Source organism: Martinezella tropici (assembly GCF_008370325.1).
Classification (GTDB): domain Bacteria; phylum Pseudomonadota; class Alphaproteobacteria; order Rhizobiales; family Rhizobiaceae; genus Rhizobium; species Rhizobium tropici_B.
In genome coordinates, this window is record NZ_VNIP01000010.1 from 399,660 (window position 1) to 423,316 (window position 23,657).

At 59.4% G+C, this 23,657-nt stretch carries 23 protein-coding genes; 12 read left to right on the top strand and 11 right to left on the bottom strand.

The features are described 5' to 3' along the window. Window positions 1–16: 16 nt before the first annotated feature. Entirely contained in the window at window positions 17–3,754 is a 3,738-nt protein-coding gene (locus FP026_RS20795; RefSeq protein WP_149636493.1) for an AsmA family protein, read from the bottom strand. 250 nt (window positions 3,755–4,004) lie between these two features. Next, window positions 4,005–5,417: an FAD-binding oxidoreductase gene (locus tag FP026_RS20800; protein ID WP_149636494.1), complete on the bottom strand. Its 1,413-nt coding sequence runs from the start codon at window positions 5,415–5,417 to the stop codon at window positions 4,005–4,007. A 320-nt stretch (window positions 5,418–5,737) separates the two neighbouring features. Here FP026_RS20800 and FP026_RS20805 point away from each other — a divergent pair, with 320 nt between their 5' ends. From FP026_RS20805 to FP026_RS20820, 4 genes are all read left to right on the top strand, one after another. Beyond that, window positions 5,738–6,511, top strand: coding sequence for a transporter substrate-binding domain-containing protein (locus FP026_RS20805; protein ID WP_246665401.1), 774 nt, complete (start codon window positions 5,738–5,740; stop codon window positions 6,509–6,511). 64 nt (window positions 6,512–6,575) lie between these two features. Next, the gene (locus FP026_RS20810; protein WP_149636496.1) at window positions 6,576–7,247 is read left to right on the top strand and encodes an amino acid ABC transporter permease; all 672 of its coding nucleotides are present in this window, start codon (window positions 6,576–6,578) and stop codon (window positions 7,245–7,247) included. Further along, a complete protein-coding gene (locus FP026_RS20815) occupies window positions 7,244–7,903 on the top strand; it encodes an amino acid ABC transporter permease (RefSeq protein ID WP_149636497.1) in 660 nt (219 codons plus the stop codon). Before FP026_RS20810 ends, FP026_RS20815 begins: the two co-directional genes overlap by 4 nt. Continuing rightward, entirely contained in the window at window positions 7,881–8,606 is a 726-nt protein-coding gene (locus FP026_RS20820; RefSeq protein ID WP_149636498.1) for an amino acid ABC transporter ATP-binding protein, read from the top strand. Before FP026_RS20815 ends, FP026_RS20820 begins: the two co-directional genes overlap by 23 nt. Before the next feature lie 16 nt (window positions 8,607–8,622). Here FP026_RS20820 and FP026_RS20825 read toward each other — a convergent pair whose 3' ends face one another. Then, on the bottom strand, window positions 8,623–9,510 hold the full coding sequence (locus FP026_RS20825; RefSeq protein WP_432444137.1) for an AraC family ligand binding domain-containing protein: 888 nt from the start codon (window positions 9,508–9,510) through the stop codon (window positions 8,623–8,625). A gap of 14 nt (window positions 9,511–9,524) precedes the next feature. Between FP026_RS20825 and FP026_RS20830 the strand changes: the two genes are divergently transcribed. Continuing rightward, on the top strand, window positions 9,525–9,932 hold the full coding sequence (locus FP026_RS20830; RefSeq protein WP_149636499.1) for a DUF2000 family protein: 408 nt from the start codon (window positions 9,525–9,527) through the stop codon (window positions 9,930–9,932). Between the two features lie 58 nt (window positions 9,933–9,990). Here FP026_RS20830 and FP026_RS20835 read toward each other — a convergent pair whose 3' ends face one another. Next, entirely contained in the window at window positions 9,991–10,659 is a 669-nt protein-coding gene (locus FP026_RS20835; protein WP_149636500.1) for an OmpA family protein, read from the bottom strand. A gap of 315 nt (window positions 10,660–10,974) precedes the next feature. Further along, on the bottom strand, window positions 10,975–11,949 hold the full coding sequence (locus FP026_RS20840) for a flagellin (RefSeq protein WP_149636535.1): 975 nt from the start codon (window positions 11,947–11,949) through the stop codon (window positions 10,975–10,977). A 558-nt stretch (window positions 11,950–12,507) separates the two neighbouring features. Between FP026_RS20840 and FP026_RS20845 the strand changes: the two genes are divergently transcribed. After that, window positions 12,508–14,973 carry an ATP-dependent helicase gene (locus FP026_RS20845; protein WP_149636501.1) on the top strand — a complete coding sequence of 822 codons (2,466 nt, stop codon included), beginning with the start codon at window positions 12,508–12,510 and terminating at the stop codon, window positions 14,971–14,973. On the opposite strand, the gene FP026_RS20850 is transcribed toward FP026_RS20845, so the two are convergent. Continuing rightward, the gene (locus tag FP026_RS20850) at window positions 14,974–16,044 is read right to left on the bottom strand and encodes a type I restriction endonuclease (RefSeq protein ID WP_149636502.1); all 1,071 of its coding nucleotides are present in this window, start codon (window positions 16,042–16,044) and stop codon (window positions 14,974–14,976) included. It lies immediately after the preceding gene. Between the two features lie 396 nt (window positions 16,045–16,440). Here FP026_RS20850 and FP026_RS20855 point away from each other — a divergent pair, with 396 nt between their 5' ends. Continuing rightward, window positions 16,441–16,725, top strand: coding sequence for a GIY-YIG nuclease family protein (locus FP026_RS20855; RefSeq protein WP_034504307.1), 285 nt, complete (start codon window positions 16,441–16,443; stop codon window positions 16,723–16,725). On the opposite strand, the gene FP026_RS20860 is transcribed toward FP026_RS20855, so the two are convergent. Beyond that, on the bottom strand, window positions 16,705–17,067 hold the full coding sequence (locus tag FP026_RS20860) for a winged helix-turn-helix transcriptional regulator (protein WP_188112641.1): 363 nt from the start codon (window positions 17,065–17,067) through the stop codon (window positions 16,705–16,707). The two genes, FP026_RS20855 and FP026_RS20860, sit on opposite strands and share 21 nt — an antisense overlap. Window positions 17,068–17,217: 150 nt before the next feature. Here FP026_RS20860 and FP026_RS20865 point away from each other — a divergent pair, with 150 nt between their 5' ends. Next, entirely contained in the window at window positions 17,218–17,853 is a 636-nt protein-coding gene (locus FP026_RS20865) for a glutathione binding-like protein (RefSeq protein ID WP_149636503.1), read from the top strand. 75 nt (window positions 17,854–17,928) lie between these two features. Here the strand turns inward: FP026_RS20865 and FP026_RS20870 are convergent, their stop codons facing one another. Continuing rightward, window positions 17,929–18,201 (bottom strand): Atu4866 domain-containing protein, encoded by a 273-nt coding sequence (locus tag FP026_RS20870; protein ID WP_149636537.1) that lies wholly within the window; start codon window positions 18,199–18,201, stop codon window positions 17,929–17,931. 90 nt (window positions 18,202–18,291) lie between these two features. Beyond that, complete coding sequence (locus tag FP026_RS20875; protein WP_149636504.1) at window positions 18,292–19,017, bottom strand: SDR family oxidoreductase; 726 nt, start codon at window positions 19,015–19,017, stop codon at window positions 18,292–18,294. A 106-nt stretch (window positions 19,018–19,123) separates the two neighbouring features. On the opposite strand from FP026_RS20875, the gene FP026_RS20880 reads away from it, so the two are divergent. Continuing rightward, window positions 19,124–20,053: a LysR family transcriptional regulator gene (locus tag FP026_RS20880; protein ID WP_149636505.1), complete on the top strand. Its 930-nt coding sequence runs from the start codon at window positions 19,124–19,126 to the stop codon at window positions 20,051–20,053. 30 nt (window positions 20,054–20,083) lie between these two features. Here the strand turns inward: FP026_RS20880 and FP026_RS20885 are convergent, their stop codons facing one another. After that, window positions 20,084–20,821: an SDR family oxidoreductase gene (locus FP026_RS20885; RefSeq protein ID WP_149636506.1), complete on the bottom strand. Its 738-nt coding sequence runs from the start codon at window positions 20,819–20,821 to the stop codon at window positions 20,084–20,086. A gap of 174 nt (window positions 20,822–20,995) precedes the next feature. On the opposite strand from FP026_RS20885, the gene FP026_RS20890 reads away from it, so the two are divergent. Both FP026_RS20890 and FP026_RS20895 read left to right on the top strand, forming a co-directional pair. Next, window positions 20,996–21,607, top strand: coding sequence for a TetR/AcrR family transcriptional regulator (locus FP026_RS20890; RefSeq protein WP_149636507.1), 612 nt, complete (start codon window positions 20,996–20,998; stop codon window positions 21,605–21,607). Window positions 21,608–21,692: 85 nt separating this feature from the next. Then, window positions 21,693–22,468 (top strand): IS5 family transposase gene (locus FP026_RS20895; RefSeq protein ID WP_149636508.1). Its coding sequence is split into 2 segments (ribosomal slippage): window positions 21,693–22,038 and window positions 22,038–22,468, totalling 777 coding nucleotides; the frame shifts between segments, so codons are not numbered across the junction. 13 nt (window positions 22,469–22,481) lie between these two features. On the opposite strand, the gene FP026_RS20900 is transcribed toward FP026_RS20895, so the two are convergent. Next, a complete protein-coding gene (locus tag FP026_RS20900; protein WP_348642323.1) occupies window positions 22,482–23,378 on the bottom strand; it encodes a LysR family transcriptional regulator in 897 nt (298 codons plus the stop codon). 111 nt (window positions 23,379–23,489) lie between these two features. Here FP026_RS20900 and FP026_RS30855 point away from each other — a divergent pair. Next, window positions 23,490–23,657, top strand: a 168-nt coding sequence (locus FP026_RS30855; RefSeq protein ID WP_348642311.1) for an NmrA family NAD(P)-binding protein, incomplete at its 3' end; no start/stop codon positions are given.

Genomic DNA, 23,657 nt, shown 5'->3' on the forward strand with positions numbered 1-23,657 from the left:
CCTGCAAAGGCATATGCTATTGCGCAATTCCCGGTAGTCCGTTGAAATTCAGAGGCCCATTCGTTTGCGGCGCCTGCCCATTGGGCGCTGGCACCCGCTGCATTTCGGCTCTTGCCCGGGCTTCAGCGGCGGCTCTGGCCTTGGCTTCCTCTTCCGCCAGCTGTCTGGCGCGGGCCTCTTCCTCCGCCTGCTTTTGTGCGGCAGCTTGCCGCGCCAGATCGCGCAGGCGATTTTCCTCGGCACGGCGCTGCTGCTCGATGGCGGCATCACGCTGGCGTTGAGCTTCGCGTGCGATAACAGTAAATTTGTAGAGCGCCACCTCGCGCCGGAGTCGCTGCTTCTCAAGCACATTGGCCTGCAAACGTTCGACACGCCGGCGCTCGCGCTCAAATGCGCGCACCGACAGGAAGCTGGTGACGTCGGTCACATCCATCGTTCGGCCTGGCGCCGTAAGCGGCCCGGCAAAATCGAGGCGCAAGGCGGGCTCCGCGCCACTCTGCGCCTCGGCCCCGGCATTGAAATCGATGCCGAGGGATCCGCGCATGCGCTCGTCCGGCAGGCTCATTTCGGCATTGCCGGAGAGCTTCGCCACATCGTTGCCAGCTGCAATATTCGTCGCACGCGCCACCCCTGCAGAAATATTGAAGGGTATGCTCGTGGCCGGAAGCACGGCTTCGCCATTGTTAAGCAGCGTCTGCACGATCGGCAGCACCTTGGCGACGGTGATATCGCCCTGGATCTGATCCGTCGCCGAAAGCAGGGGCGACAAGATACCGAGATTGAGACCGCGCACATGCGTTTCGCCAAGCTTGAGTTCTCCCGAGCCGCTGGCATTGGCCGCAAGCTCGGCAACGCTTCTGCCGCTCGCTTCGGCGTTCATTGCAAACCCGAAACGGCCGCTGGCGAGCGGTGCACCATCGCGCTGCCAGGCAACGGCGGCCAGATCGCCATTGGCAAGACTGAGCTTGGTCTGCAGCAAGCCCGTGCCGTCGGAATTGGCAAGCATGACGCTGCCGTTCAGCGTTCCCCCGTTCCATCCGCCGGCCAGATCGCTAAGCCGCAATTCCTCACCCTTGTACGAGGCATTGGCGGTAAAATTCGAGATAGGCCCGAATATGCCGGGCCAGACCTGCTTGGCTGAAAGCTTGACGCCGATGTCGAGCCCGGTGAAGGCCGGCAAGCCGAGTTTCTCCTTGTCGAGGCTACCCGTCTTTGCGTCCGCAATCTGCCCATAGATCGCCTCCGCCAGCCAGCCCAAATCCGCCTTGTCGAGCGACAATTCGCCCGATGCCTTGATGTTCGGCGCCTTGCGATCGACGGTGAGCACGCCCGACATATTGTTGTCGGCAAGCACCCCCTTCATATCTGAAAACACGATCTTGTCCGGGCTCAGCGCGGCATTGGCCTGGAATTTCACCGGCAGGCCTGCGCCAGTCTGGGGGATGCCGATGCCGTTCATCACGAAATAGGGGTCGAGATCGGCGCTTTCGAGCGACAGCGCAATATTCCCGTTGAGAAAGGTGTCGGGACGCACGTCGACCTTGCCGTTTGCGGTGAACGAGGTCTTGTCTGTGGCAAAGGTCAATGCCGCATCGGCCGGATCGGTGCCGTTGGCGGAGACTTTCAGCGTCAGGCGGCCATTGGCATCGGCCTCGACCGGCAGCGGATCAAGGCCTGCCTGGCCGAAGAGAATGGAGGTGATGGAGTTTTCCAGCGTCCCCTCAAGCGCCGTCTTGCCCTTGCCCGTGAAGGCCGAAAGATCGGACATGCGGTAATCGAAATTGACGCGGCTGCCGTTGGAAACGCCAGCCAGCGTCACCGTCAGCGCATTGTCCTGGTCGCCGCCAAGCGTGACCGCTCCGCGAAGGGCGGTATTTCCATACCAAGCGGCATTACGCACCAACCTGTCCATCACGGGGTGATGCGGCAGATGCTGGCGCAGCATTTCAAAGAATGGGCCGGGATCGGCGGCCTTGAAGGTGATCTCGCCCGAGCCCTTGTAGTGCGAAGGTTCGCCGTCAGCGCGGCCGGTGGCGGTGATTTCAGCGCCGGCGACATTACGCACGGAAAGCTTGTCCAGCGTCAGCGCGCCGTCTGCTATGGAGAACGACGTGTCGACATTATCGGCCGGTACGCCGAAGGCAGTGAACTTCCCGGCCTGCAAATGCGCGGTGATCCGGTGATCGAATAGGGTTTCGTCGCTGTCCTGGCCGGTGAACAGCCCGGTCAGCGCCCGCAGCGCGTCGAGATCGAGCGCATCGCCGGCAAGATCGACGGCAAGTCTCGGCGGATCCTTGTCATTCAGCGCCTGGCGGTCAAGCCGGCCTTTGAGGGTTGCCGAACCGAGGGCGATCTCCAGATTCTCGAAACGTTGCTCCTCGTGCCGCAAGCTGACATCGGCAGAAAAACCGGCCTGACGCAACTGGCGGATCGACGGGTCCACCGACCCCACGAGCCAGGAAGCCAGCCCGGACGGCTGGTTGGAGGCGACGACCAGATTTCCGATGAAATTCGGCTCGCCCTGCAGCATCAGATTGCCGCGTGCTTCGACCTGCGTGCGCCCCGGCAGCGTGCCGATCGCATGGTCGATCTTCCATCCCGTTCCCGCCGGTTCGAGATCGAGCTGCACGTCACGGATCGTCGTATCGCCGGCAACGATCGCGGGCAGCCGGAAGGTCGCTTTGCCTGGCACTTGCGGTACTGGGACTTCGGCGGCGATCGCGATCAGGCTGTTCAGCCGCTGACGCGCGGAGACTGTCGGATTCCGGTTCGTCTTGCCGTTGGCGCCCTTGTTGTTGCCGAGCCGGTTGACGTCGATCTGCTGACCATCAGCGGTCAACAGAAACTCCGGCTTGGAGCCCGTATCCAGGGTCGCCTCGCCGGTTACCACATAGGGATCGTCGGCGCCGCCGACTTCGAGGCGATATTCCGGAACGCGAATGCGGTCATTCGTCAGTTCGAACCGGCCCTTGATGCGGGGCTGCGCCTTCTGATCGGCGGAATTTTGGGCCTGCTTATCGCTGATGTCAGCCGTGAAGGAGCCCATGTAGTCCGGTTTGCTGTCGACGAGCTTCAGCTCGCCGTCGAGATCGACATTCAGGGGATGGCGGTCGGGCATCAGGCGGGTGCGGACCCGCAAGACACCGTTGTCATCCGGCTGGCTGCTGGAAACGGTGAAGTTGCCATGCTCGCCATCCAGCGCCGCATCGCCTTCCATGCGCCAAGGTCCGGCCAGCGACTTCGCCGACATTTGAGCATTCAGGCCGGTAACATGCCGGGTGCGGCCAGTCTGCTCGTCGATGAATAGGATGTCGCCCTCTTCCACATGGACACTTTCGAGCACTACCGATTTTGCCGGAATCTCCGGCCGGCTGCCGCGCATCCAGTCGAGCGTCCCATCTTTCGACAGGCGCAGGCGTACATTCGGCTTCGATACACGCATATCGAAGATCAGCGCTTCGCCAGACAGGAAAGGCGCAAGCTCGGCGTCCATCGAGAATTCCGCTATCTGCACCAGCGGCGTCCCATCGGCCTCCTGGCCGACGCGGACATCGTGCAGCGTTACCGATGGAAACGGCAGAAGGCGGGCATCGACGGTGCCATGAACGGTCACCTTCTTGCCGATGATGCGGCTCGCCTGATCCTCGAAATTCTTGCGAAAATCGGTCCAGTCTATGAAGAGCGGAGCGAGCAGCGCCACGAATAGCACCACCACGAGCAATCCACCCAGAAAAACCAGGACCCTACCTAACAATGCGCACCGTCTCCAATCTTCATTCCCAACCAATGCCAAGTCGTCGCATGTCAGAGCGCATTCGCGACATAAGCTGGAATAAGCACACTTCTACCCGATCCCTGCCCATGAAAGCAGCCCTTTTTAAGGGATATGTCGCCCCATCTAGCGCAAGCATGCAGCTTTTCATGACAAAAGCCGGAAAAGAGCGGTTGCAGCCTAGCGTCATTCACATGCGTAGCAAGCCAAGATCATGAAAATATTCCATCTTTCAGTGCCCGCGGAATATCTTTCCGGGATTGAAGATGGCATCCGGGTCGAGCGACTCTTTGACCTGGCGCATCAGATCAACGGCATTGCCGAGTTCCTGTTCGAGGAATGCCATCTTGCCCTGCCCTATCCCATGCTCGCCCGTGCAGGTGCCGTCCATGGCCAGCGCCCGCGCATTCAGGCGCGCAACGAAATCCTCGACGACAGCGATGCCTTCCGGCGTCTTGTCGTCGAACAGGACGAGCACGTGGAAATTGCCGTCGCCGGCATGGCCGACGATCGGCGCCAGCAGACCATGCGCATCGATATCGGCCTGGGTTTCCGCCACGCATTCGGCCAGACGGGAGATCGGCACGCAGACATCCGTCGACAAGGCAGCCAGTTCCGGCGCCAGCGCCCGGCAGGCCCAATAGGCGTCATGGCGGGCCTTCCAGAGCTTGTTGCGCTCTTCTGCATTGCTTGTCCAAAGGAATTCGCCGCCGCCACATTCGGCTGCAATCTCGGCAAACTGCTCCGATTGCAGCGCGACGGTCTCATCAGTGCCGTGAAATTCGAGAAAAAGCGTCGGCTTCTCATCGTAGCTGAGGCCGGAATAGCGGTTGCAGGCGCGCATCTGCATCGCATCCAGCAGCTCGATGCGCGCAACGGGCACGCCCATTTGGATCGTCATGATGACGGCATCGCATGCCGCCTTGACATCCGGGAAGGCGCAGGCGCCGCCGGCGATTTTCTGGGGAATGCCCTGCAGGCGCAGCGTGATCGACGTTAGCACGCCGAGCGTGCCTTCCGCTCCGACGAAGAGCCGTGTCAGATCGTAGCCAGCGGATGATTTCCTGGCGCGGCGGGCGGTGCGTATTTCCTCGCCATTCGCGGTCACGACGGTCAAGGACAGCACATTGTCTTTCATTGTCCCGTAGCGCACGGCATTGGTACCCGATGCGCGCGTCGATGCCATGCCGCCGATCGAGGCATTGGCGCCGGGATCGATCGGGAAGAACAGACCGGTATCGCGCAGATAGGTATTGAGCTGTTCGCGCGTGACGCCTGGCTCGACCGTGCAATCCAGATCCTCGGGATTGACTTCAAGGACGCGGTTCATCCGGCTGAAATCGATGGAAATCCCGCCCTGCGGCGCGTTTACCTGCCCTTCCAGCGAAGAGCCCGTGCCGAATGGAATGATCGGAACCCTATGCTCCGCACACGCCTTGACGACGATCTGCACATCTTCACGCGTTTCGGCGAGCACCACGCCGTCCGGAAGCTGCGATGGGATATAGGTCGTCGTGTGAGCATGTTGGCCGCGAAAGCTTTCACCGGTTTGGAAACGCTCCCCGAAGGCCTGCTTCAGAATGCCGAGAACGGCCGATATGCCAGCCTCGTTGCGTGTTCCCGCCTTTGCATCAGCCAAAACCATAGTCCGAATCTCCCGTCGCAGTCATCAAGAGCGTTAACCCTTTATTGGTTCTATGGGGCATTTGGGGCGGAACTGTCCAGTCATGAAGTGAACCATTCTCGGCGCATGGGTTCGGCGGCATTCAAACAAGCATCGCAACAGCAATTGCTCATTTTTTAATCACGCTTGATCCGTTCGCAGCCGGAGATGAAGCACTCCCGTCACGGTGTCAGCAGCCGGTAAAGCACTATACTGCCGACTGGCATAGGTCTTGCCTCCTGCCTTCCAGCTTGAACATGCCACGATTGGAAGGACATTCGATGAAGCGCAGACAATTGCTCATGGCACTCGGTATCGCGATGCTGGCGATGGGGTCGCTTTCGACCCCGCAGACGGCTCGGGCGGATGCTCTGAGCGACATAGCCTCGCGCGGCACGCTCCGCGTCGCCGTCCCGCAGGATTTCCCGCCGTTCGGCAGCGTCGGCCCGGACATGACGCCGATGGGCTATGACATCGATATGGCCAACCTGATCGGCGAAAAGCTCGGCGTGAAGACGGAGCTTGTTCCCGTCACCAGCGCCAACCGCATTCCTTACCTGCAGACGAACAAGGTCGATCTGGTGATTTCGAGCCTCGGCAAGAACCCGGATCGTGAAAAGGTCATCGATTTCTCCGATCCTTACGCGCCCTTCTTCAACGGCGTCTTCGGTCCAGGCGACGTCGCCGCCGCCAAGCCGGAAGACCTCTCCGGCAAGACGATCGGCGTTACCCGCGGCGCAATCGAGGATCTGGCGCTGACCAAGGTTGCGCCGCAGGACGCGACGATCAAGCGCTATGAGGACAATAACGGCACCATCTCCGCCTTCTTGTCCGGACAGGTCCAGCTGGTTGCGACCGGCAACGTCGTCGCCGCGGCCATTCTCGCCAAGAACCCGCCGAAGAAGCCGGAGATGAAATTCCTCGTCACCAATTCCCCCTGCTACATCGGGCTCAGCAAGAACGAACCGACCCTCCAGAAAAAGGTCGATGACATCATCGCCGCAGCCAAAGCCGATGGAACGCTGAACAAGATATCGCAGAAATGGCTGGGCGCCGACCTGCCGGCCGGCTTCTGATGAGGGCGCGGCCGACTGCACCGTCAGCGGGCGATGCAGTTGGCCCCCGGCAAGGCTTTACCTCATGCGCTATCATTTCGACTTCGGCTGGCTCGCCGACTATTACCCGGCCCTGATCAAGGGCATTTTCGTCACGGTGGAACTGACCCTGGTCGGCGCCATACTCGGCATTCTGGTTGGTATTGCCTGTGCCTGGGCGCGCGCGCTCGGCCCGCGCTGGCTGAAACCATTCGTCGCTGCTTATGTCGAGCTGATCCGCAATACGCCGTTTCTGATCCAGCTCTTCTTCATTTTCTTCGGCCTGCCCGGCATCGGCGTGCAGATGAACGAGATGACCGCCGCAAATCTCGCCATGGTCATCAATCTCGGCGCCTATAGCTGCGAGATCATCCGCGCCGGCATACAGGCGACGCCGCGTGGACAATTCGAAGCCGGCGCCAGCCTCGCAATGACCCGGTTCGAGACCTTCCGGCATGTCGTTCTCGTACCGTCCCTGCAGCGCATCTGGCCGGCGCTGTCCTCTCAGGTCGTCATCGTCATGCTCGGCTCCTCCGTCGTCTCGCAAATCGCCGCCGAAGATCTGACCTTCGCGGCAAACTTCATCCAGTCGCGCTCGTTCCGCGCCTTCGAAGCCTATTTTGTCTCCACGGCGATCTACCTCGCACTGGCGATCCTGCTTCGGCAGGCGCTTACCGCCGTGGGGATGCTGATCTTTCCACGCAGGGTTCGCCGATGATCCAGTTCACCACATGGGATATCCTGCGCGGCCTGCTTCTGGCCGCACGCTGGACGATATTGCTGTCGCTCGTCTCCTTTGCCGGAGGTGCCATCGTTGGCGCGATCCTGCTGTTTCTGCGCATCGGCAAGGCTAAGGCCGGCCGCATCGCGGTCAAATATTTCGTCGAGCTGTTCCAGGGCACGCCGCTGCTGATGCAGCTCTTCCTGGCTTTCTTCGGCCTCGGGCTCTTCGGTATCGACGTGCCGGCATGGCTTGCGGCGAGCGTCGCGCTGACCCTCTGGTCATCAGCCTTTCTGATCGAAATCTGGCGCGGCTGCGTCGAGGCTGTCACCAAGGGACAATGGGAGGCCTCGGCCAGTCTCGGCATGGGCTATCTGCAGCAGATGCGCTACGTCATCCTGCCCCAAGCGCTGCGCATCGCCGTGCCACCGACCGTCGGCTTCTCCGTGCAGGTCGTCAAGGGGACGGCCCTGACATCCATCATCGGCTTCGTCGAGTTGTCCAAGGCCGGCACCGTCATCACCAATGCGACCTTCCAGCCGTTCACCGTCTACGGCTTCGTCGCGCTCATCTATTTTATCCTGTGCTGGCCGCTGTCGAAAAGCAGCCAGATCCTGGAGAGGAAGCTCAATGTCGCTCATCGAAATCACTGAAGTCCGCAAGAGCTTCGGCGCCAACGAGGTCCTCAAAGGCATCAATCTCGACGTCGAACCGGGCGAAGTCATCGCCATTATCGGCAAGAGCGGTTCTGGAAAATCGACGCTGCTGCGCTGCATCAACGGGCTGGAAACGATCAATGATGGCTCGATTTCCGTGGCAGGCGCGCAGCTTCTGCCCGACGACCTGCATTTGAAGGCTCTCCGGCTGAAGGTCGGCATGATCTTCCAGCAATTCAATCTCTTCCCGCATCTGAGCGCGGGACGCAATGTCATGCTGTCGCAAATGGTGGTCAAGAAGACCGCCAGGGCCGAGGCCGAAGCGATGGCGCGGCGAATGCTCGATCGCGTCGGCCTCGGGCACAAGTTCGACGCCTATCCGGATGAGCTCTCCGGCGGCCAGCAGCAGCGCGTTGCCATCGCCAGGGCACTCGCCATGCAGCCGATCGCGCTTCTCTGCGACGAAATCACCTCTGCCCTCGATCCCGAGCTGGTGGCCGAAGTTCTCGCCGTCGTGCGCGAACTGGCAAGCGAAGGCATGACACTGCTGATGGTGACGCATGAGATGAAATTCGCCCGCGACGTCTGCTCACGCGTTGTCTTCATGCACCAGGGCCGCGTACACGAAATCGGCCCGCCCGGTGAAGTCTTTGCCAATCCACGGACACCGGAACTCAGGCAATTCCTCGGCGTTCACTGAGCGTCGGGCGGCTCTGCTATCCGTCTCCCCGCACCATGTTGCGCCATGCGCCCGGTGCGATGCCGAAGGCCTTCTTGAAATGCCGGGTCAGGTGGCTCTGATCGGCAAACCCGGTTGCGGCGGCAACCTCCGCAATCGGCTCGCCCACGCCGATCATCGCCTTCGCCTGCTGCAGCCGCCGCATCAGCAAGAACCGGTGCGGACTGGTGGCAAAGGCAGCGCGGAAATGCCGCGCAAGCGTAAAGCGATCAAGGCCGGTGATGCGCTCCAGCTCCTGGGATCGCACATCCTGCATGCTATGCGCCTCGAGATAGTCCCGTGCGGTCTTCACCTGCCCCCAGGCAATGCTGCCCAGCGGACGCTGCGGCAGGCGGGCATGCTGGACGAGGCCATCGGTAAGACGAGAGACGAAATCGTCGACGAAGAGCTCGTCCAGCTCACGATCGAGCTCGCCAAGGGCCGCGAGCAACAGCCCGGCAAGCCGATCATCCCTAACGATGGGATCATCGACGAACGGCAGACCGACCCGCGCCGCCTCCAGGCATTGAAACAGCACGGAAGGCTCCAGATACAGCATGCGATAGACGAGGCCATCCTCGGTCGCCGCTCCGCCGTCATGCAGCTCATCCGGATGAAGGATGATCACCCGTCCCGGCACGCTATAGCGCTGCTTGCCACGGTAACGGAACGTCTGCACGCCCCGCATGGTGACGCCGAGCGCATAGGTATCGTGCCGGTGCAGGTCGAATGCATCGCCTCGAAACTGCGCCTGGATGCGCTCGATGCCGGGATAGGCCGGTGCGGACAGGATGCGGTTGGCCTCCGGCGCTACGCACAAACGTTCAAGACCCTCGAAGATCTGTCCGGCTACATCCTCGTGCAACGTCCCATTCTCAGACTGCATGAAAGTGACCACCGATGTTCGATACCAAAATCGCGATCGTGTTGCGAAGCGATCTTCAATCCTGGCAAAAACTGAATGTAACTGCCTTCCTGTCGACAGGCATAGCGGGACAACATCCCGATATCATCGGCGAACCCTATCGCGATCGTACCGGCAACGTCTACAATGCGTTGTCGATCCAACCCATTATCGTGCTTTCGGCTGATCCGGAAAGCATTGCCGCCATTCATCGCCGTTCGCTGGAGCGCGGCGTCACCTCCTCGATCTTCATCGAAGAAATGTTTGCAACCGGCCATGACGTCGCCAATCGCGCCGTCTTCTCCGAATTCGCCCCGGAGGACGCCAAGGTGGTCGGCATCGCGCTGCGCGCGGACAAGAAAATCATCGACAAGATCACCAAGGGCGCCAGCATGCACGCGTGATCTGCCATGTAATAAAAACGGCCGGATCGTGAGACCCAGCCGTTTTTGTTGAAAAGGCTTAGCCGTTCTGTGTGATCGGTGCGATCTGGATCTCGACGCGGCGGTTCTGGGCGCGGCCAGCCTCGCTCGCGTTCGATGCGACCGGCTGCGACGGGCCGAAGCCGATAGCCGACATGCGGCGCTGATCGATGCCCTGACTGCCGAGATAGGAGGCAACCGATCCGGCGCGGCGCTCGGACAGATCCTGGTTATGCTGCAGGCTGCCGGTCGAATCCGTATGGCCGTTGACGTCGATCAGCGTGCGGTTGAATTTGCGCAGAACGATCGCGACGGAATTGAGCGTCGCGAAGAACTCCGGCTTGATCGCATCCTGGTCGATGTCGAAGGTGATCGCCGACGGCATGTTCAGGATGATGCGATCGCCAACGCGGGTCACCGAAACACCGGTGCCCTGCAGCTGCGCACGCAGTTCGGACTCCTGCTGGTCCATATAGTTGCCGATGCCTGCACCTGCGAGCGCACCGACGCCGGCACCGATCAGCGCCGCATTGCGGCGCGAGGCTGGCGAATGGCCGATCAGAAGGCCTGCGACAGCGCCGACACCGGCACCGATCGCTGCACCGCCTGCCGTATTGGAAACTTTCTGCTCACCTGTATAGGGATCGGTGGTTGTGCATGCGTTCAAAAAGGCTGCCGCTAGGGCAAGAATGGCAATTCTCTTTATCATGGAATCATCGCTCTCCGGTTCGATGGCCGCAGCAGATATGAAGCATTGCGGCAATATCGTGAAGAGAAATCTATGACGCCCTTATATCTTTGGGATAGAAGCAATTTCGGCAACAATCTTCCACTATCTCGCGTGAACCATCGAATACATAATAGCCATCAGGCCCCGGAACATTGCAAAGCCGAGCCATATCACTATCGCATTGACGCTGCCTCTGACAGCACCGCGAACACTCCAGCCGAGCGAAAAAACGGTTAAAGCCACCGAGGCAATGAGGATACGCATAACTCTGCCTCTCATGATTTTGGTTGGCTCTCAGAGATTCTGGAAAAGCTGCAAAGCCGTATTGTAGCTGGCATTGGCGATCGAGAGCGATTGCAGCCCGAGTTGCTGCTGGGCCTGCAGCGCCAGAACTTTGCTCGACTGCTGCTCCATATCGGCATCGACAAGCTTCCCGACACCGCTGGTCAAGGAATCGCTCAGATTCTTGGCGAACTCGGTCTGGAGATTGATGCGCGATTCGAGGGAGCCGAAGGCGGACCCGATCGTCTTGAGCTGGTTCAACATCCCCGTCACTGTGTTGACCATGTCGGCGATGGCCCCGTGGGTCGTATTCGCATCGAGCGAGATCTCCACCTGGCCGCTCGTATTGCCGTTCTGAGTGCTGACGAGCACATAGTTCCTTGCAGCACCGGCTTCGGTCGCGAAAGACGTCGACGTCAGCACGCCATATCCGCCGGTGCCGCTTGACTGGTCATCGATCAGATAACGCGCATCGGCCGAGGTGATCGGGCCTGTCGTCGAGCTCACGCCGGCATAGCTCAGCATGCCGATCGTCACTGTCCCGTTGCTGCCGCGGATCAGGGAACCCGGCACTTCGTGCGGATCGATGGGATTGGCGCCATCCCGCAGCACCGTCCAGTTGACGCCATTGAAGGTCGCAGACTCCCCGATGCTGCGCAGCTGCTGTTTCAACTGCGCAATCTCGTCATTAAGCTTCGTTTTGTCGACGCTGGTCTCATAGGCGCTGACAAGCTTTGTCCTGATCTCTGTCACGACGTCGATCGCGCTGCCGACACCCGTGGAAGCCGTGCTGACGGTCGAGGCGGCGAGACCGAGCGCATCCTGAACCGACGAAATCGCACCCACGTCGGTATGCGTCAAAGTCGAGATTTTCCAGTAGGTAGCATTGTCTCTGGCCGTTTGAACCCGCAGGCCCGACGACATCTGTCGTTCGGCATTCCCCAGCTTGGCCTGGGTGTCCCTCAGCACTTCCAGTGCTGTATTCATAGAGGGACTGACCCTGATGAAGGTCGAAAAAATACTCACGGCACATGAACTCCGAACGCAACAATACGCAACACATACAAGGAGACATCGGAACCTTGCCGCGGGCGCTCATGCGCGCGGGCCGATCGCATCGGCAAACAGGAGCCAGGCAAAAACAACACCTGCGCTCTGGCGGTTACATATCGCCATGATTAGCAAACATGCTTAAGAATGCGCTAAGAACAACACATAATTCACCATAAATAAGCGCGGGGCCGATTATTGACTCAGCGCGACGTGCTCGCGCCGTTTCCGCGGCGCGACGATTCGCGAGCGTCGTGTACCGCGCCGAGTCGGCATCTTCATACAGCCCTCGCTCCATGAATCGACCGCTACGCTACAACGTCAAGCACAGGCAGAGTTGTAATCTTCCGTGAGACAACGACACGTTTTACTGGCTCGTCGGCATGTCCGCTCCGTGATGCAAAACGCGCATCGAGAGCTGCGAATGTGCACTTTTTGTTCTAATTTCGGCCCGTTTCTTTTGCCTTTCGGGGTAGAATCATTACATTGGGCCGCATGACCATTGGACATGACGACATTCCCTTCTTTGACGAGGAGCCGGAGCACACTGCACCGCGCCGTTCTGCGCCGGCTGCCGGCAGCATTGGCGGCGGCATCGCGGCCCGCGCCATGGCGGCACGCGACAGCGGCCGCCGGCCGGATTATCTCTCGGGCCTTAATGCCGAGCAGACGGAAGCCGTGGAAACGCTTGACGGCCCCGTTCTGGTGCTTGCCGGCGCCGGTACCGGCAAGACGCGCGTGCTGACGACGCGCATCGCCCATATCCTCTCCACCAACCGCGCCTTCCCCAGCCAGATCCTCGCCGTCACCTTCACCAACAAGGCGGCCCGCGAGATGAAGGAGCGTATCGCGCTGCTCGTCGGCGGTGCCGTCGAAGGCATGCCCTGGCTCGGCACCTTCCACTCGATCGGCGTCAAGTTGTTGCGCCGACATTCCGAATTGGTAGGCCTTTCCTCGAGCTTCACCATTCTCGATACCGACGATGTCATCCGCCTGATCAAGCAGTTGATCCAGGCCGAGGGGCTCGACGACAAGCGCTGGCCGGCCAAGCAGTTCGCCGGCATGATCGACACTTGGAAGAACAAGGGCCTCAGCCCCGCCGATATTCCGGAAGGCGATGCCCGGGCCTTCGCCAACGGCAAGGGCCGCGAACTCTATGCGGCCTATCAAAACCGCTTGAAGACGCTGAACGCTTGCGACTTCGGCGACCTTTTGCTGCATCCGATCAATATGTTCCGGCAGAATCCTGACATCCTGAAGGACTATCACCAGCGCTTCCGCTATATCCTGGTCGATGAGTATCAGGACACCAATACGGCGCAGTATATGTGGCTGCGTCTGCTGGCACAGCGGCAGAAGGGCGAGCCGCAGAACGTCTGCTGTGTTGGTGACGACGATCAGTCGATCTATGGCTGGCGTGGCGCGGAAGTCGACAATATCCTGCGCTTCGAGAAGGATTTTCCCGGCGCCAAGGTGATCAAGCTCGAGCGCAACTACCGCTCCACCGAGCATATTCTCGGTGCCGCCGCGCATCTGATCGCCCATAACGAGGGCCGGCTCGGCAAGACGCTGTTCACCGATCGCTCCGACCCCGACGACATCAAGGTGCAGGTACACGCCTCCTGGGATTCCGAGGAGGAAGCGCGCGCGATCGGCGAAGAGATCGAGCAGCTGCAGCGCAACAAGCACAATCTCAACGACATGGCGATCCTCGTGCGCGCCTCGTTCCAGATGCGTGAGTTCGAAGACCGTTTCGTCACGCTCGGCCTGAACTACCGCGTCGTCGGCGGTCCTCGCTTCTACGAGCGCCTCGAAATCCGCGACGCCATGGCCTATTTCCGTCTCGTCTGCCAACCGGCCGACGATCTCGCCTTCGAGCGCATCATCAATACGCCAAAGCGCGGCCTGGGCGACACCACCGTACGCGCCCTGCACGATTACGCCCGTGCGCGCGATATCCCGATGCTCGCGGCGGCGGCCGATATCATCGAAACGGACGAGATGAAGCCGAAGGCGCGCAAGGCGCTGTTCGACGTCGTGCAATCCTTCCGCCGCTGGCAGGGCCTGCTCGAAAATACGCCGCATACCGAACTTGCCGAGCAGATCCTCGAAGAGTCCGGCTATACGGACATGTGGAAGAACGACAAATCGGCGGAAGCGCCGGGGCGCCTGGAAAACCTGAAAGAACTGATCCGCTCCATGGACAGTTTCGAATCCATGCGTGGATTCCTCGAACACGTCGCCCTCGTCATGGATGCCGAGCAGAACGAGAATCTCGACGCTGTCTCCATCATGACGCTGCACTCCGCCAAGGGTCTGGAATTCGACACCGTGTTCCTGCCCGGCTGGGAGGAAGGCCTGTTTCCGCATCAGCGCTCGCTCGACGAAAGCGGCCGCGCCGGCCTGGAGGAAGAGCGCCGCCTCGCCTATGTCGGGATTACCCGCGCCAAGCGCCGTTGCCACATCTGGTTTGTCTCCAACCGCCGTATCCACGGCCTCTGGCAATCGACCATCCCCTCTCGCTTTCTTGACGAGCTGCCGGAAACGCATGTTCAGGTCGCCGAAGTCGAGCAGTCCTATGGCGGGTATGGCCGCGGCGGCTACGGCCAGTCACGCTTCGACAAGGCCGATCCCTTCGCCAATTCCTATTCCACACCCGGCTGGAAGCGCGCGCAGGCGAACCGCAACGATGCGACGCGCGACAACTGGGGCAGCCGCTCCGGCCATGCCGTCGAGCGCATCGGCTACGGCGAAAGCGGCCCGAAGGTGCGTACCATCGACGGCGAACTGGTGGCCAAATCCACCTCCACCGAACCCTCCAAATTCTCAATCGGCGACCGCGTTTTCCACATCAAGTTCGGCAACGGCAATGTCTCGGAAATCGAGGGCAACAAGCTGACGATCGAATTCGACCGCGCCGGGCAGAAAAGGGTGCTGGATGGGTTTGTGGAAAGGGTGTGATCAGGAGCCTACATATGACTGGATCACAGCTTGAATCTGCGCTTTAGCCTTAAAGATATCCGTGGTCTGCATGATATCAAATCGAAATCCAGCTTTTTCCGCATCGAAGATTGTTAGAAATTTGGTCTTGGAATTAAAATGCAATCTAACAATCGGTTTGCGATTATTGTCATCGAAATTGATACCACAGTAAGATTTTTGATCGCGCATAACAATTCGAGAGACGTCTGCTAGCTCTGCTCCGATCGCTCGCACAATATTAAACCCGTCAATCTCCTCCTGGGTCGTTTCGATACCATCACCGTCGTCATTGATTTGTGTGACCGAATCTACGTCCTTAATCGTTGGGATGTTCACATTCTCATTGAATGCCGCACTCAATTTCTTTTGGATTTTTTGACGAACGAGATCCTCAAAGGCGCGTTTGATTATCGGCTTGAACTCAGCGACAACAGCTGCTGTAAGCTTACCATCATGTATTTCCTTTGAAATGAGCCGAACGAATTCGTCATCGGGATCATTAAACTGCGCTTCTATGCAGCTAATAGTCGCTTTCATCCGTTTTAGCGTGCTGGCCGAACTTTTGATGTCTTCAATTGAAAATTTTTCTTTATGAAATTTTTCTAGCTCTTTCAGATCATTATCGTCGTAATCAAAAAGATCAAATTTAAAGAACGGATTACTATCGAGTTTGTTGGGCGCATCGAGATCAGTAAAAAACCAGATTTGTATTCCGTTTGTAAGAATTGCAATTGAGCAATCCGTGGTCGAAAAATATCGGTAAAGCTGGCTGTATTGGGTCTGCGAAAGATTCGCGCTAACGGCCTTTGCTTCCAGAATAAATTCAATCCGGTCGTTTATCTTTACGGCGTAATCGACCTTTTCTCCCTTTTTCAAGCCAACATCAGCTATAAACTCCGGCACAATTTGCATGGGATCAAAGACATCGAAACCAAGTGTGCGCAAAAATGGCATAACAAGGGCGTTTTTTGTCGCCTCTTCAGTAAGAGCAATATTTTGCGCGGCAATCGCGCGCTTCGATAGTTCTGCAACTTGTTCTTTGAATGACATAATTAGTGCCCCAAATTCGATCCCCAAGCAAACAATATTATATTAGCCGCCGGATGCAATCGATACGAGTGCATATTTTTGATTGAATCAATTTTTTGCTAACTCGCCTCAACTGCGAGCCGATTTCTCATTATCGGAAAAAGCTGAGCTAACCCATATTACTTGGTTCGCAACTAATGCCCGTCATCCTCGGGCTTGACCCGAGGATCCACGCACAAGCGTTTCAATTGGCGCATTTTACCAATTGGAGCCATGAGCCCGGACATAAGCTCTACAAGGCTGTGACATTTCCACAAATAACGCAGGCTTGTGCTTGGATCCTCGGGTCAAGCCCGAGGATGACGGAGTGAGGAGATAGCTCTTGACGACCATCACCCTAATCAACATCCTACACGCATGGGTGGATACACTTACATCATCACCAATCACAAGCGAGGCACGCTGTACATAGGCGTCACTGCCGATATCGAACGCCGCATCTACGAGCATCGCGAAGGTCTGACACCCGGCTTCGCATGGAAATACGGTTGTACGCGGCTCGTCTGGTATGAAGACCACGCCGACATCGTTTCAGCCATACAACGGGAAAAATCGCTGAAACGCTGGTATCGCCAGTGGAAAATCGAGCTGATTGAAAAAGCGAATCCCGATTGGCGTGATTTATACTACGAGCTCTGGTGAAGCCTCATACTTCCCGGTCGCCTGCGCATCCCGATCCTTAAGCCAGAGGCCGAATTCCTTGACCACGGCCACCACCTTTTCCAGGCGACGCCCATCCTCCGTCAGCGAGTATTCGACCTTCACAGGAACCGTCGGATAGACCGTGCGCCTGATAAGACTTGCCTCCTCAAGCGCGCGCAGGTCGAGCGTCAGCATCCTCTGGGAGATCCCTGGCATCAACCGCCGCAGTTCATTGAAGCGCTGGGGTCCATCGACCAGATAGGAGACGATCAGCAGCCGCCAGCGGCCTCCCAGCACATGCATGGCCTCCTCGACGGAGCAACCAGTCACGGTCTTTTTCATCGCGCATACCTCATGTCTGGTGTGGTATAATTTTTGTACCTAGATGTCAAACTTTTCCGTTCTTACGATTCTATACTGCATGGACTACATGGTTCGACAGCCAGCTTTCAAAGGAGAAGCCGGCATAAGAAACCACCATGGAGACCCCTCGTGAAGCTATACTACATGCCCGCAAGCTGCTCGCTTTCGCCCCATATCGTCATCAACGAACTCGGCCTGGAAGTCGAGCTGATCAAGGTCGATCACACCAACCACAAGACTGAGGCAGGGCTGGATTTCTATGGCGTCAATCCACACGGCTATGTCCCTGTTTTCGAACTCGCCGACGGCAATCGTCTGAGGGAGGGACCGGCCATCGTCCAATATCTGGCGGACCTAAAGCCCGAGGCTGGACTAGCGCCTGCGGCCGGCACGATGGCGCGCTACAGGCTACAGGAAATGCTCGGTTTTCTATCGACGGAAATCCACAAGGGCTTCATCCCGCTTCTCTATGCGCGGCTGGCGGGAGGTTACGTCGAGACGGCAAGGCCGAAGCTCGAAAAGCGATTTCAATGGATCGATGTACACCTTGCCCACCGTCTCTTCCTGATGGGCGAGAACTTCACGGTTGCCGATGCCTATCTGTTTGCGCTGACGGGATGGGGCCAGGCTGATTGGCTCAAATCCTACTACAAGGCAGGGATCCACTTCGATGAACTCGATCATCTCAAGGCCTGGTATCTGCGTATGAGGCAACGCGATGCCGTGCGTAAATCCATCGCGGAAGAAGGATTGGCATTCGACTGACGCCGCGTCAGCAGGTCAAGAGGAAGGCCATCGCGAGACACAGACGGTCTCGCGATGGCGCCATTCGATATCGCGCTACTTCTGGCGATAGAGGATCATGCCGCCGTGATGAAGCACGTCGTCGATGAAATCCCCATCGGCGGTGAAACCTGTATCGTCCCAGTAGTCGATGTGATTGCCGCGAACCTCATAGCGCCCCTGATAGGCGCTTTCGCGCCGGCCGCGCGCTTCGTCATAGCGGCCGTTCGACAGCAGATTGTGGCGCACATAGCCATCGGCGGTAACCCACATGCCGGCATAGGGATGACTTTGCTGGATGGTCGCGAATGCGTTGGGCTCGTTGTTCATGGTGGCGTAAACCTCTGATGTGACGATGAATATAGCGCCGGCGGCAAGAGCCAGGGCGAAACTCTGGATGGATGTGCCCATCTTCACCACTTAGGTGTTGGCCGTCGGGCGCACGACGATCTCATTGACGTCGACATCCTCCGGCTGCTCGATGGCAAAACGCACGGCGCGGGCAATGGCGTCGGGCTTCAGAGCGATGGCGCGATAGGTCTTCATCGCTTCCGCGGCAACGGGATCGGTGATGGTATTCGCGAGTTCGCTTTCGACGACGCCGGGATGGATGCAGGTGACGCGCAATGTCTTGTGTTCCTGGCGCAGCCCATCCGAGATCGCCCGCACCGCATATTTCGTGGCGCAGTAAACTGCAGCGGTCGGGGAGACCGCAAGCGCTCCGATCGATGCGATATTGATGATCTGGCCCGAATTGCGCGCGATCATCTCAGGCAAAACCGCGGCGATGCCGTAAAGCACGCCGTTGATGTTGACATCGATCATCCGGTCCCATTCCTCCACCTTCAGCGATGCCATGAGGGAGAGCGGCATCACGCCGGCATTGTTGACGATGACGTCAATGCGTCCCCATTTCTGTCGAGCGGCGCTGACGAAAGCCTCGAAGCTCCGGCGATCCGTCACATCGAGGGAATGGGGGAGCACGGTGCCGCCCGTATCACGCAGCTCGGCGGCCAGCGCTTCCAGACGCTCTACGCGCCTCGCACCCAGTGCCACTTTCGCGCCGGCGGCGGCAAGTTCGCGGGCAATGCCCTCCCCGATCCCACTAGAAGCGCCTGTTATCAGAATGACTTTATCCATCGGCATGACCTCATCCTTTCTCTGTGCATGTCATGAGGCCTTGACTGTAAGGACTGGCTATTGTTTCGATAAGCCATCACCTCCTTGCCAGATTGGAAAGAAAAAATAACCAATGGAGCCAGACCTGAATGCGCTCGCGGTCTTTGCGCTCGTTGCGGAGGAACGGAGCTTCCGGGCAGCGGCGACGCGGCTCGGCGTAACGCGCTCCGCCGTCAGCCAGACGATTCGTCGATTGGAGGAAAATCTCGGCATCGCGCTTGTCCTGCGCACGACGCGCAGCGTCAGTCTCACCGAAGCCGGCGAGCGGCTTTATGAAAGGGTCGCCCCCGCCGTCGCGGAGATGCGCGCCGCGCTGGAGAAGACCGAGGCGCTGACGGAGCTTCCGCGCGGCCGCCTGCGGCTTGCGGTCTCCTCGATTGCCGAGCGTTTTCTGGGCGGGCCGCTCCTTGCCGGCTTCGTCCTTCAATATCCCGAGGTGGAGCTTGATATCACCGTCACGGACGAGGAGTTCGACATCGTCGCCGAAGGCTATGACGCGGGCGTGCGGTTGGGAGAGGTCATCGCGCAGGATATGATCGCCGTACCGATCGCGGGCGCCGAACGACAACTGGCCGTCTGCGCCCCATCCTATCGCGAGCGTTTCGGCGTGCCGTCACACCCGGCAGACCTTGCCGGGCACGCCTGCATCGGCTGGCGCCCTTCTCCGAAATCGGCGCCCTATCGCTGGGAGTTCGCTGAAGCGGGCAAGGAATTCAGCGTCGCGGTGCCGTCGACGATCACGACCAACGACATGGGCCTGATGATCAAGCTCGCCGTCGCTGGAGCCGGCATCTCCTTCGGAATGGAGGAAAGCTTCCGCCCCTTCTTCGGTCGAGGAGAGCTGCTGCCGATCCTGGAGGAGTATTGCCCCTATTTTGCGGGCTTTTATCTCTACTATCCGAGTCGCCGAAACACCGCTCCAAAGCTTCGCGCATTGATCGAACATGTCAGGCGCTTTCCGGCCAGCGATGAAGGGCGGGAAAGCGGCAAACGAACTGGGTAAGCTCCTTTGCCGCCTTGAGGATGACCGATTTCAATTGCGCCCGCCATTCGCGCGGATGATCTGGCCGTTGATCCAACCGCTCTCAGCGCTGGCGAGAAACGACACGATCTGGGCGATCTCTTCCGGCAGGCCGAGACGGCCGAGCGGAATGTCGTTGATCAGCCGCTGGATCAGCTCCTCTGACCGCCCCCTGAACAGCAGCTCCGTGGCGATCGGCCCAGGCGCGACCGCATTGACAGTCACGCCGCGCGTGCCGAGTTCCTTGGCGAGCGTATGCGTCATGGCTTCCACACCGGCCTTCGTCGCCGCGTAGACGCCGTTGCCGGGGGAGTAATGGCCGATGATGCTCGTTGACAGGTTGATGATGCGGCCGCCATCCCGCACCCGCTTTGCTCCCTCGCGCATTCCGTTGAACGTGCCCGTGAGATTGACGGCGATCTGCTGCTGAAAATCCTCGTCGCTCACCCGAGACAAGGGCGAGAATTTGCTGATCCCGGCATTGTTGACGAGTACGTCGATCTTTCCGAACTCGGCTTCGGCACGATCGAACAATGCCTTAACAGCCGAAGCATCGGCCACATCCGCACAGACCGCAATCGCGCGGCCGCCCATCGCCTCGATGCTCGAGACGACATCCTCAGCCTCTCCGGAACTTGACGCATAATTGACGACGGTCTGAAAACCATCGGCGGAAAGCTGCCTCGCAATGGCTGCACCGATGCCCTTCGATGCGCCGGTTACGATTGCGGATTTGATTTCGCTGGACATGCATTTGTCTCCATTTCTCTCCCTCCGGCCCGAACAGCGAACGTCGCGCACGCATGCGCTTGCGAACACGCCGAGGGAGTTCAATCCCCGGATGTCGCTGAAACGCTTGTTTCGCTGGGCCTTGACCTGTAATATGAGCGATAATTCGCTTTTTACTACTCGCATTCCACGAACATGTCCGAGAACCCTCTGAAGAGCCGCCCCGCGCCGAGAAAAGCGCCGAAACAAGCGCGTTCGCTTGCGACCGTCGAGGCAATTGTCGAGGCTGCGGCTCGCATTTTGGAGGAACGCGGCCATGAAGCCTTCTCCACCAATGCCGTGGCCGAAAGGGCCGGCGTCAGCGTCGGTTCGCTCTATCAATATTTTCCGCGCAAGGACGCGCTGATCGGAGCGCTGATCCTCCGAGAAACGAGCCGCCTCGTCGAGGAGGCGGAAAGCGCGGCGGATCAGCCCACCGGCAAGGAGGCTTTGTCAGCGCTCATCCTCCCCTGTGTCGAGCAGCAGCTTCGCCGGCCAGCCCTCGCCCGCCTGCTCGACTTTGAGGAAGCACGCCTGCCGCTCGATGCCGCCACCGAACAGGTGAAGATGCGCTTTTTCGAGCTCACGCGCGCAACGCTGCTGCGACCGGACTTGCCGGCCCAGACCGATATGGATGTCGCAAGCCGGGACGTGGTGGCAATCATCAAGGGAATGGTCGACGCTGCCGGCGAACACGGCGACGAAGACAAACGTCAATTGGCTCGCCGAGTGGAGCGTGCTGTGCTCGGCTATCTGAACAGTGGCTGATCCCGCGGGGCGGGCAGGCAACTAGGTCGTAAACTCATAAACGGGCTTGAGCTTTGGGCGTGTGCGTGATTCAGCCTCCTCGTTGATGAGGAGTTCGAATGTGCGGCGACGATACGAACTGACGGATCGTGAGTGGACGATCATCGAGCCATTGTTGCCGAACAAGCCGCGAGGCGTTCCACGGGTGGATGATCGTCGGGTGCTGAATGGCATTCTCTGGCGGTTTCGGAGCGGCTCGCCATGGGCCGAGATCCCGGAGCGCTATGGGCCGCCGACGACCTGCTGCAACCGGTTCGTTCGCTGGCGCAAAGCCGGGGTTTGGGACCGGCTGCTGGCAGCAGTTTCCGCGGGTTTCAACGGTGAACTGGTCATGATCGATTCCACCTGCGTACGCGTCCACCAGCACGCGGCGACGGGTAAAAAGGGGGATCCGCAGATCGTCGCATGGGACGTTCCAGGGGCGGCCTTACCAGCAAGCTCCATGCTCTTGTCGACGCTGAGGGACGTCCTGTCAGCCTGCGACTGACCGGCGGTCAGGTTCATGATGCCCGCGAAGCCCCGGCGCTGATCAAGGCCATGCCCGAAGGCGCCACCCTCCTGGGCGACAAGGGTTATGACAGCAATGCCATCCGCAAACAGGCGGCGGACAAGGGCATCTGGGCTAATATTCCCAACCGATCCAACCGCAAGGAGCGCTTTGCCTTCTCGCCATGGCTCTATCGTCAGCGCAATCTCGTCGAACGCTTCTTCGCCCGGATCAAGCATTTTCGGGGGATCGCAACTCGATACGACCGCTGCCCCGAGAACTATCTGGCTGCCATCAAGCTCGTCTGCACGCGGATCTGGTGTACTGCGTTATGAGTCGAGGCCCTAATCAGCGAGCGACAAGATCGTGAATCAGGTCGCGGATCCACTGCTGGCCCTGATGCCCGTTTGTCCGCTCATGCCATATGAGCTCCACCTGAAACCGTTCCGAAAGCCAGGGAACGTCTATCCATGCGACCTCACCCAAACGGTTCCGCATCAGGCGTCGCGGTACCAGGGCGACAAGGTCGCTGCTGGCGACGATGCTCGGAACAACCAGGAATGAGGCGGCAGACGCGACAACGGCGCGGGAGTGGCCGAGGGCCTCCAGGGTCGCGTCGACCGGTGTGGAAAATCCGCCTCCAGAAGGCGAGACGATGACCTGTTCGAGCCGGGCAAACCCCGATGGGGACGCCCCTTCTTCTATCCGGGAGTGGCCGGAACGGCCGATGAGAATATAGCTCTCCTCGAACAGATGCCGGGTACGCAGGTGAGTCTCGGCATCCGGTGTCGCGATGGCCAGATCGACATCGCCATCGGCTAGTTGCTGCGCTAGTCTCGCCGGTGCAAACCGGTGCACGGCAAGCCGGATATTGGGCGCCTTGTCGCGCAGCGCCACGATGAGGGGTGCCACCACCACAGCCTCGACGTAGTCGGTGCACGCGATCGAGATGGTTAGCTCGGCTGTCGCGGGGGAAAAGCTGTCGTGGCTCTGGAGGGTTTCGCGGAGTTGATCCAGCGAAGCTCTGAGCGGATCGATCAGCTCAAGCGCCTTGGCGGTCGGCACCATGCCACGATGCGCCGGCACGAGCAGGGGATCCTTGAACAGGTCGCGAAGGCGGTTCAGTTGGGCGCTGAGCGCCGGCTGGCTCATATGCAGCCGGGCTGCGGCCCTTGTCACGTTGCGCTCGACAAGCAGAGCTTCGAGACTGACGAGGAGGTTGAGATCGATGCGCTTCATATCCATAAGATGGATAGTAGCGCATAAATCAATCGATTTCACATATGGCAGATGGATTGCGATTTAAATCTCCAGGGAGTGCCGCTGCGCTGCTCCAGGAAAATGATGGAGATACACATGTCGATTGATCAAAAGCCTACCATTGTCGTCGCGGGCAGCCTGAGCAAGCAGGGCCGGAGCGTGACGGAGTCGTTGTTGGGGAGTGGACGGTATCACGTTCGTGCGCTCACAAGTCGTACAGACTCGCCTGCGGCCCTCAAGCTGGCCGAGCAGGGCGCTGAGCTC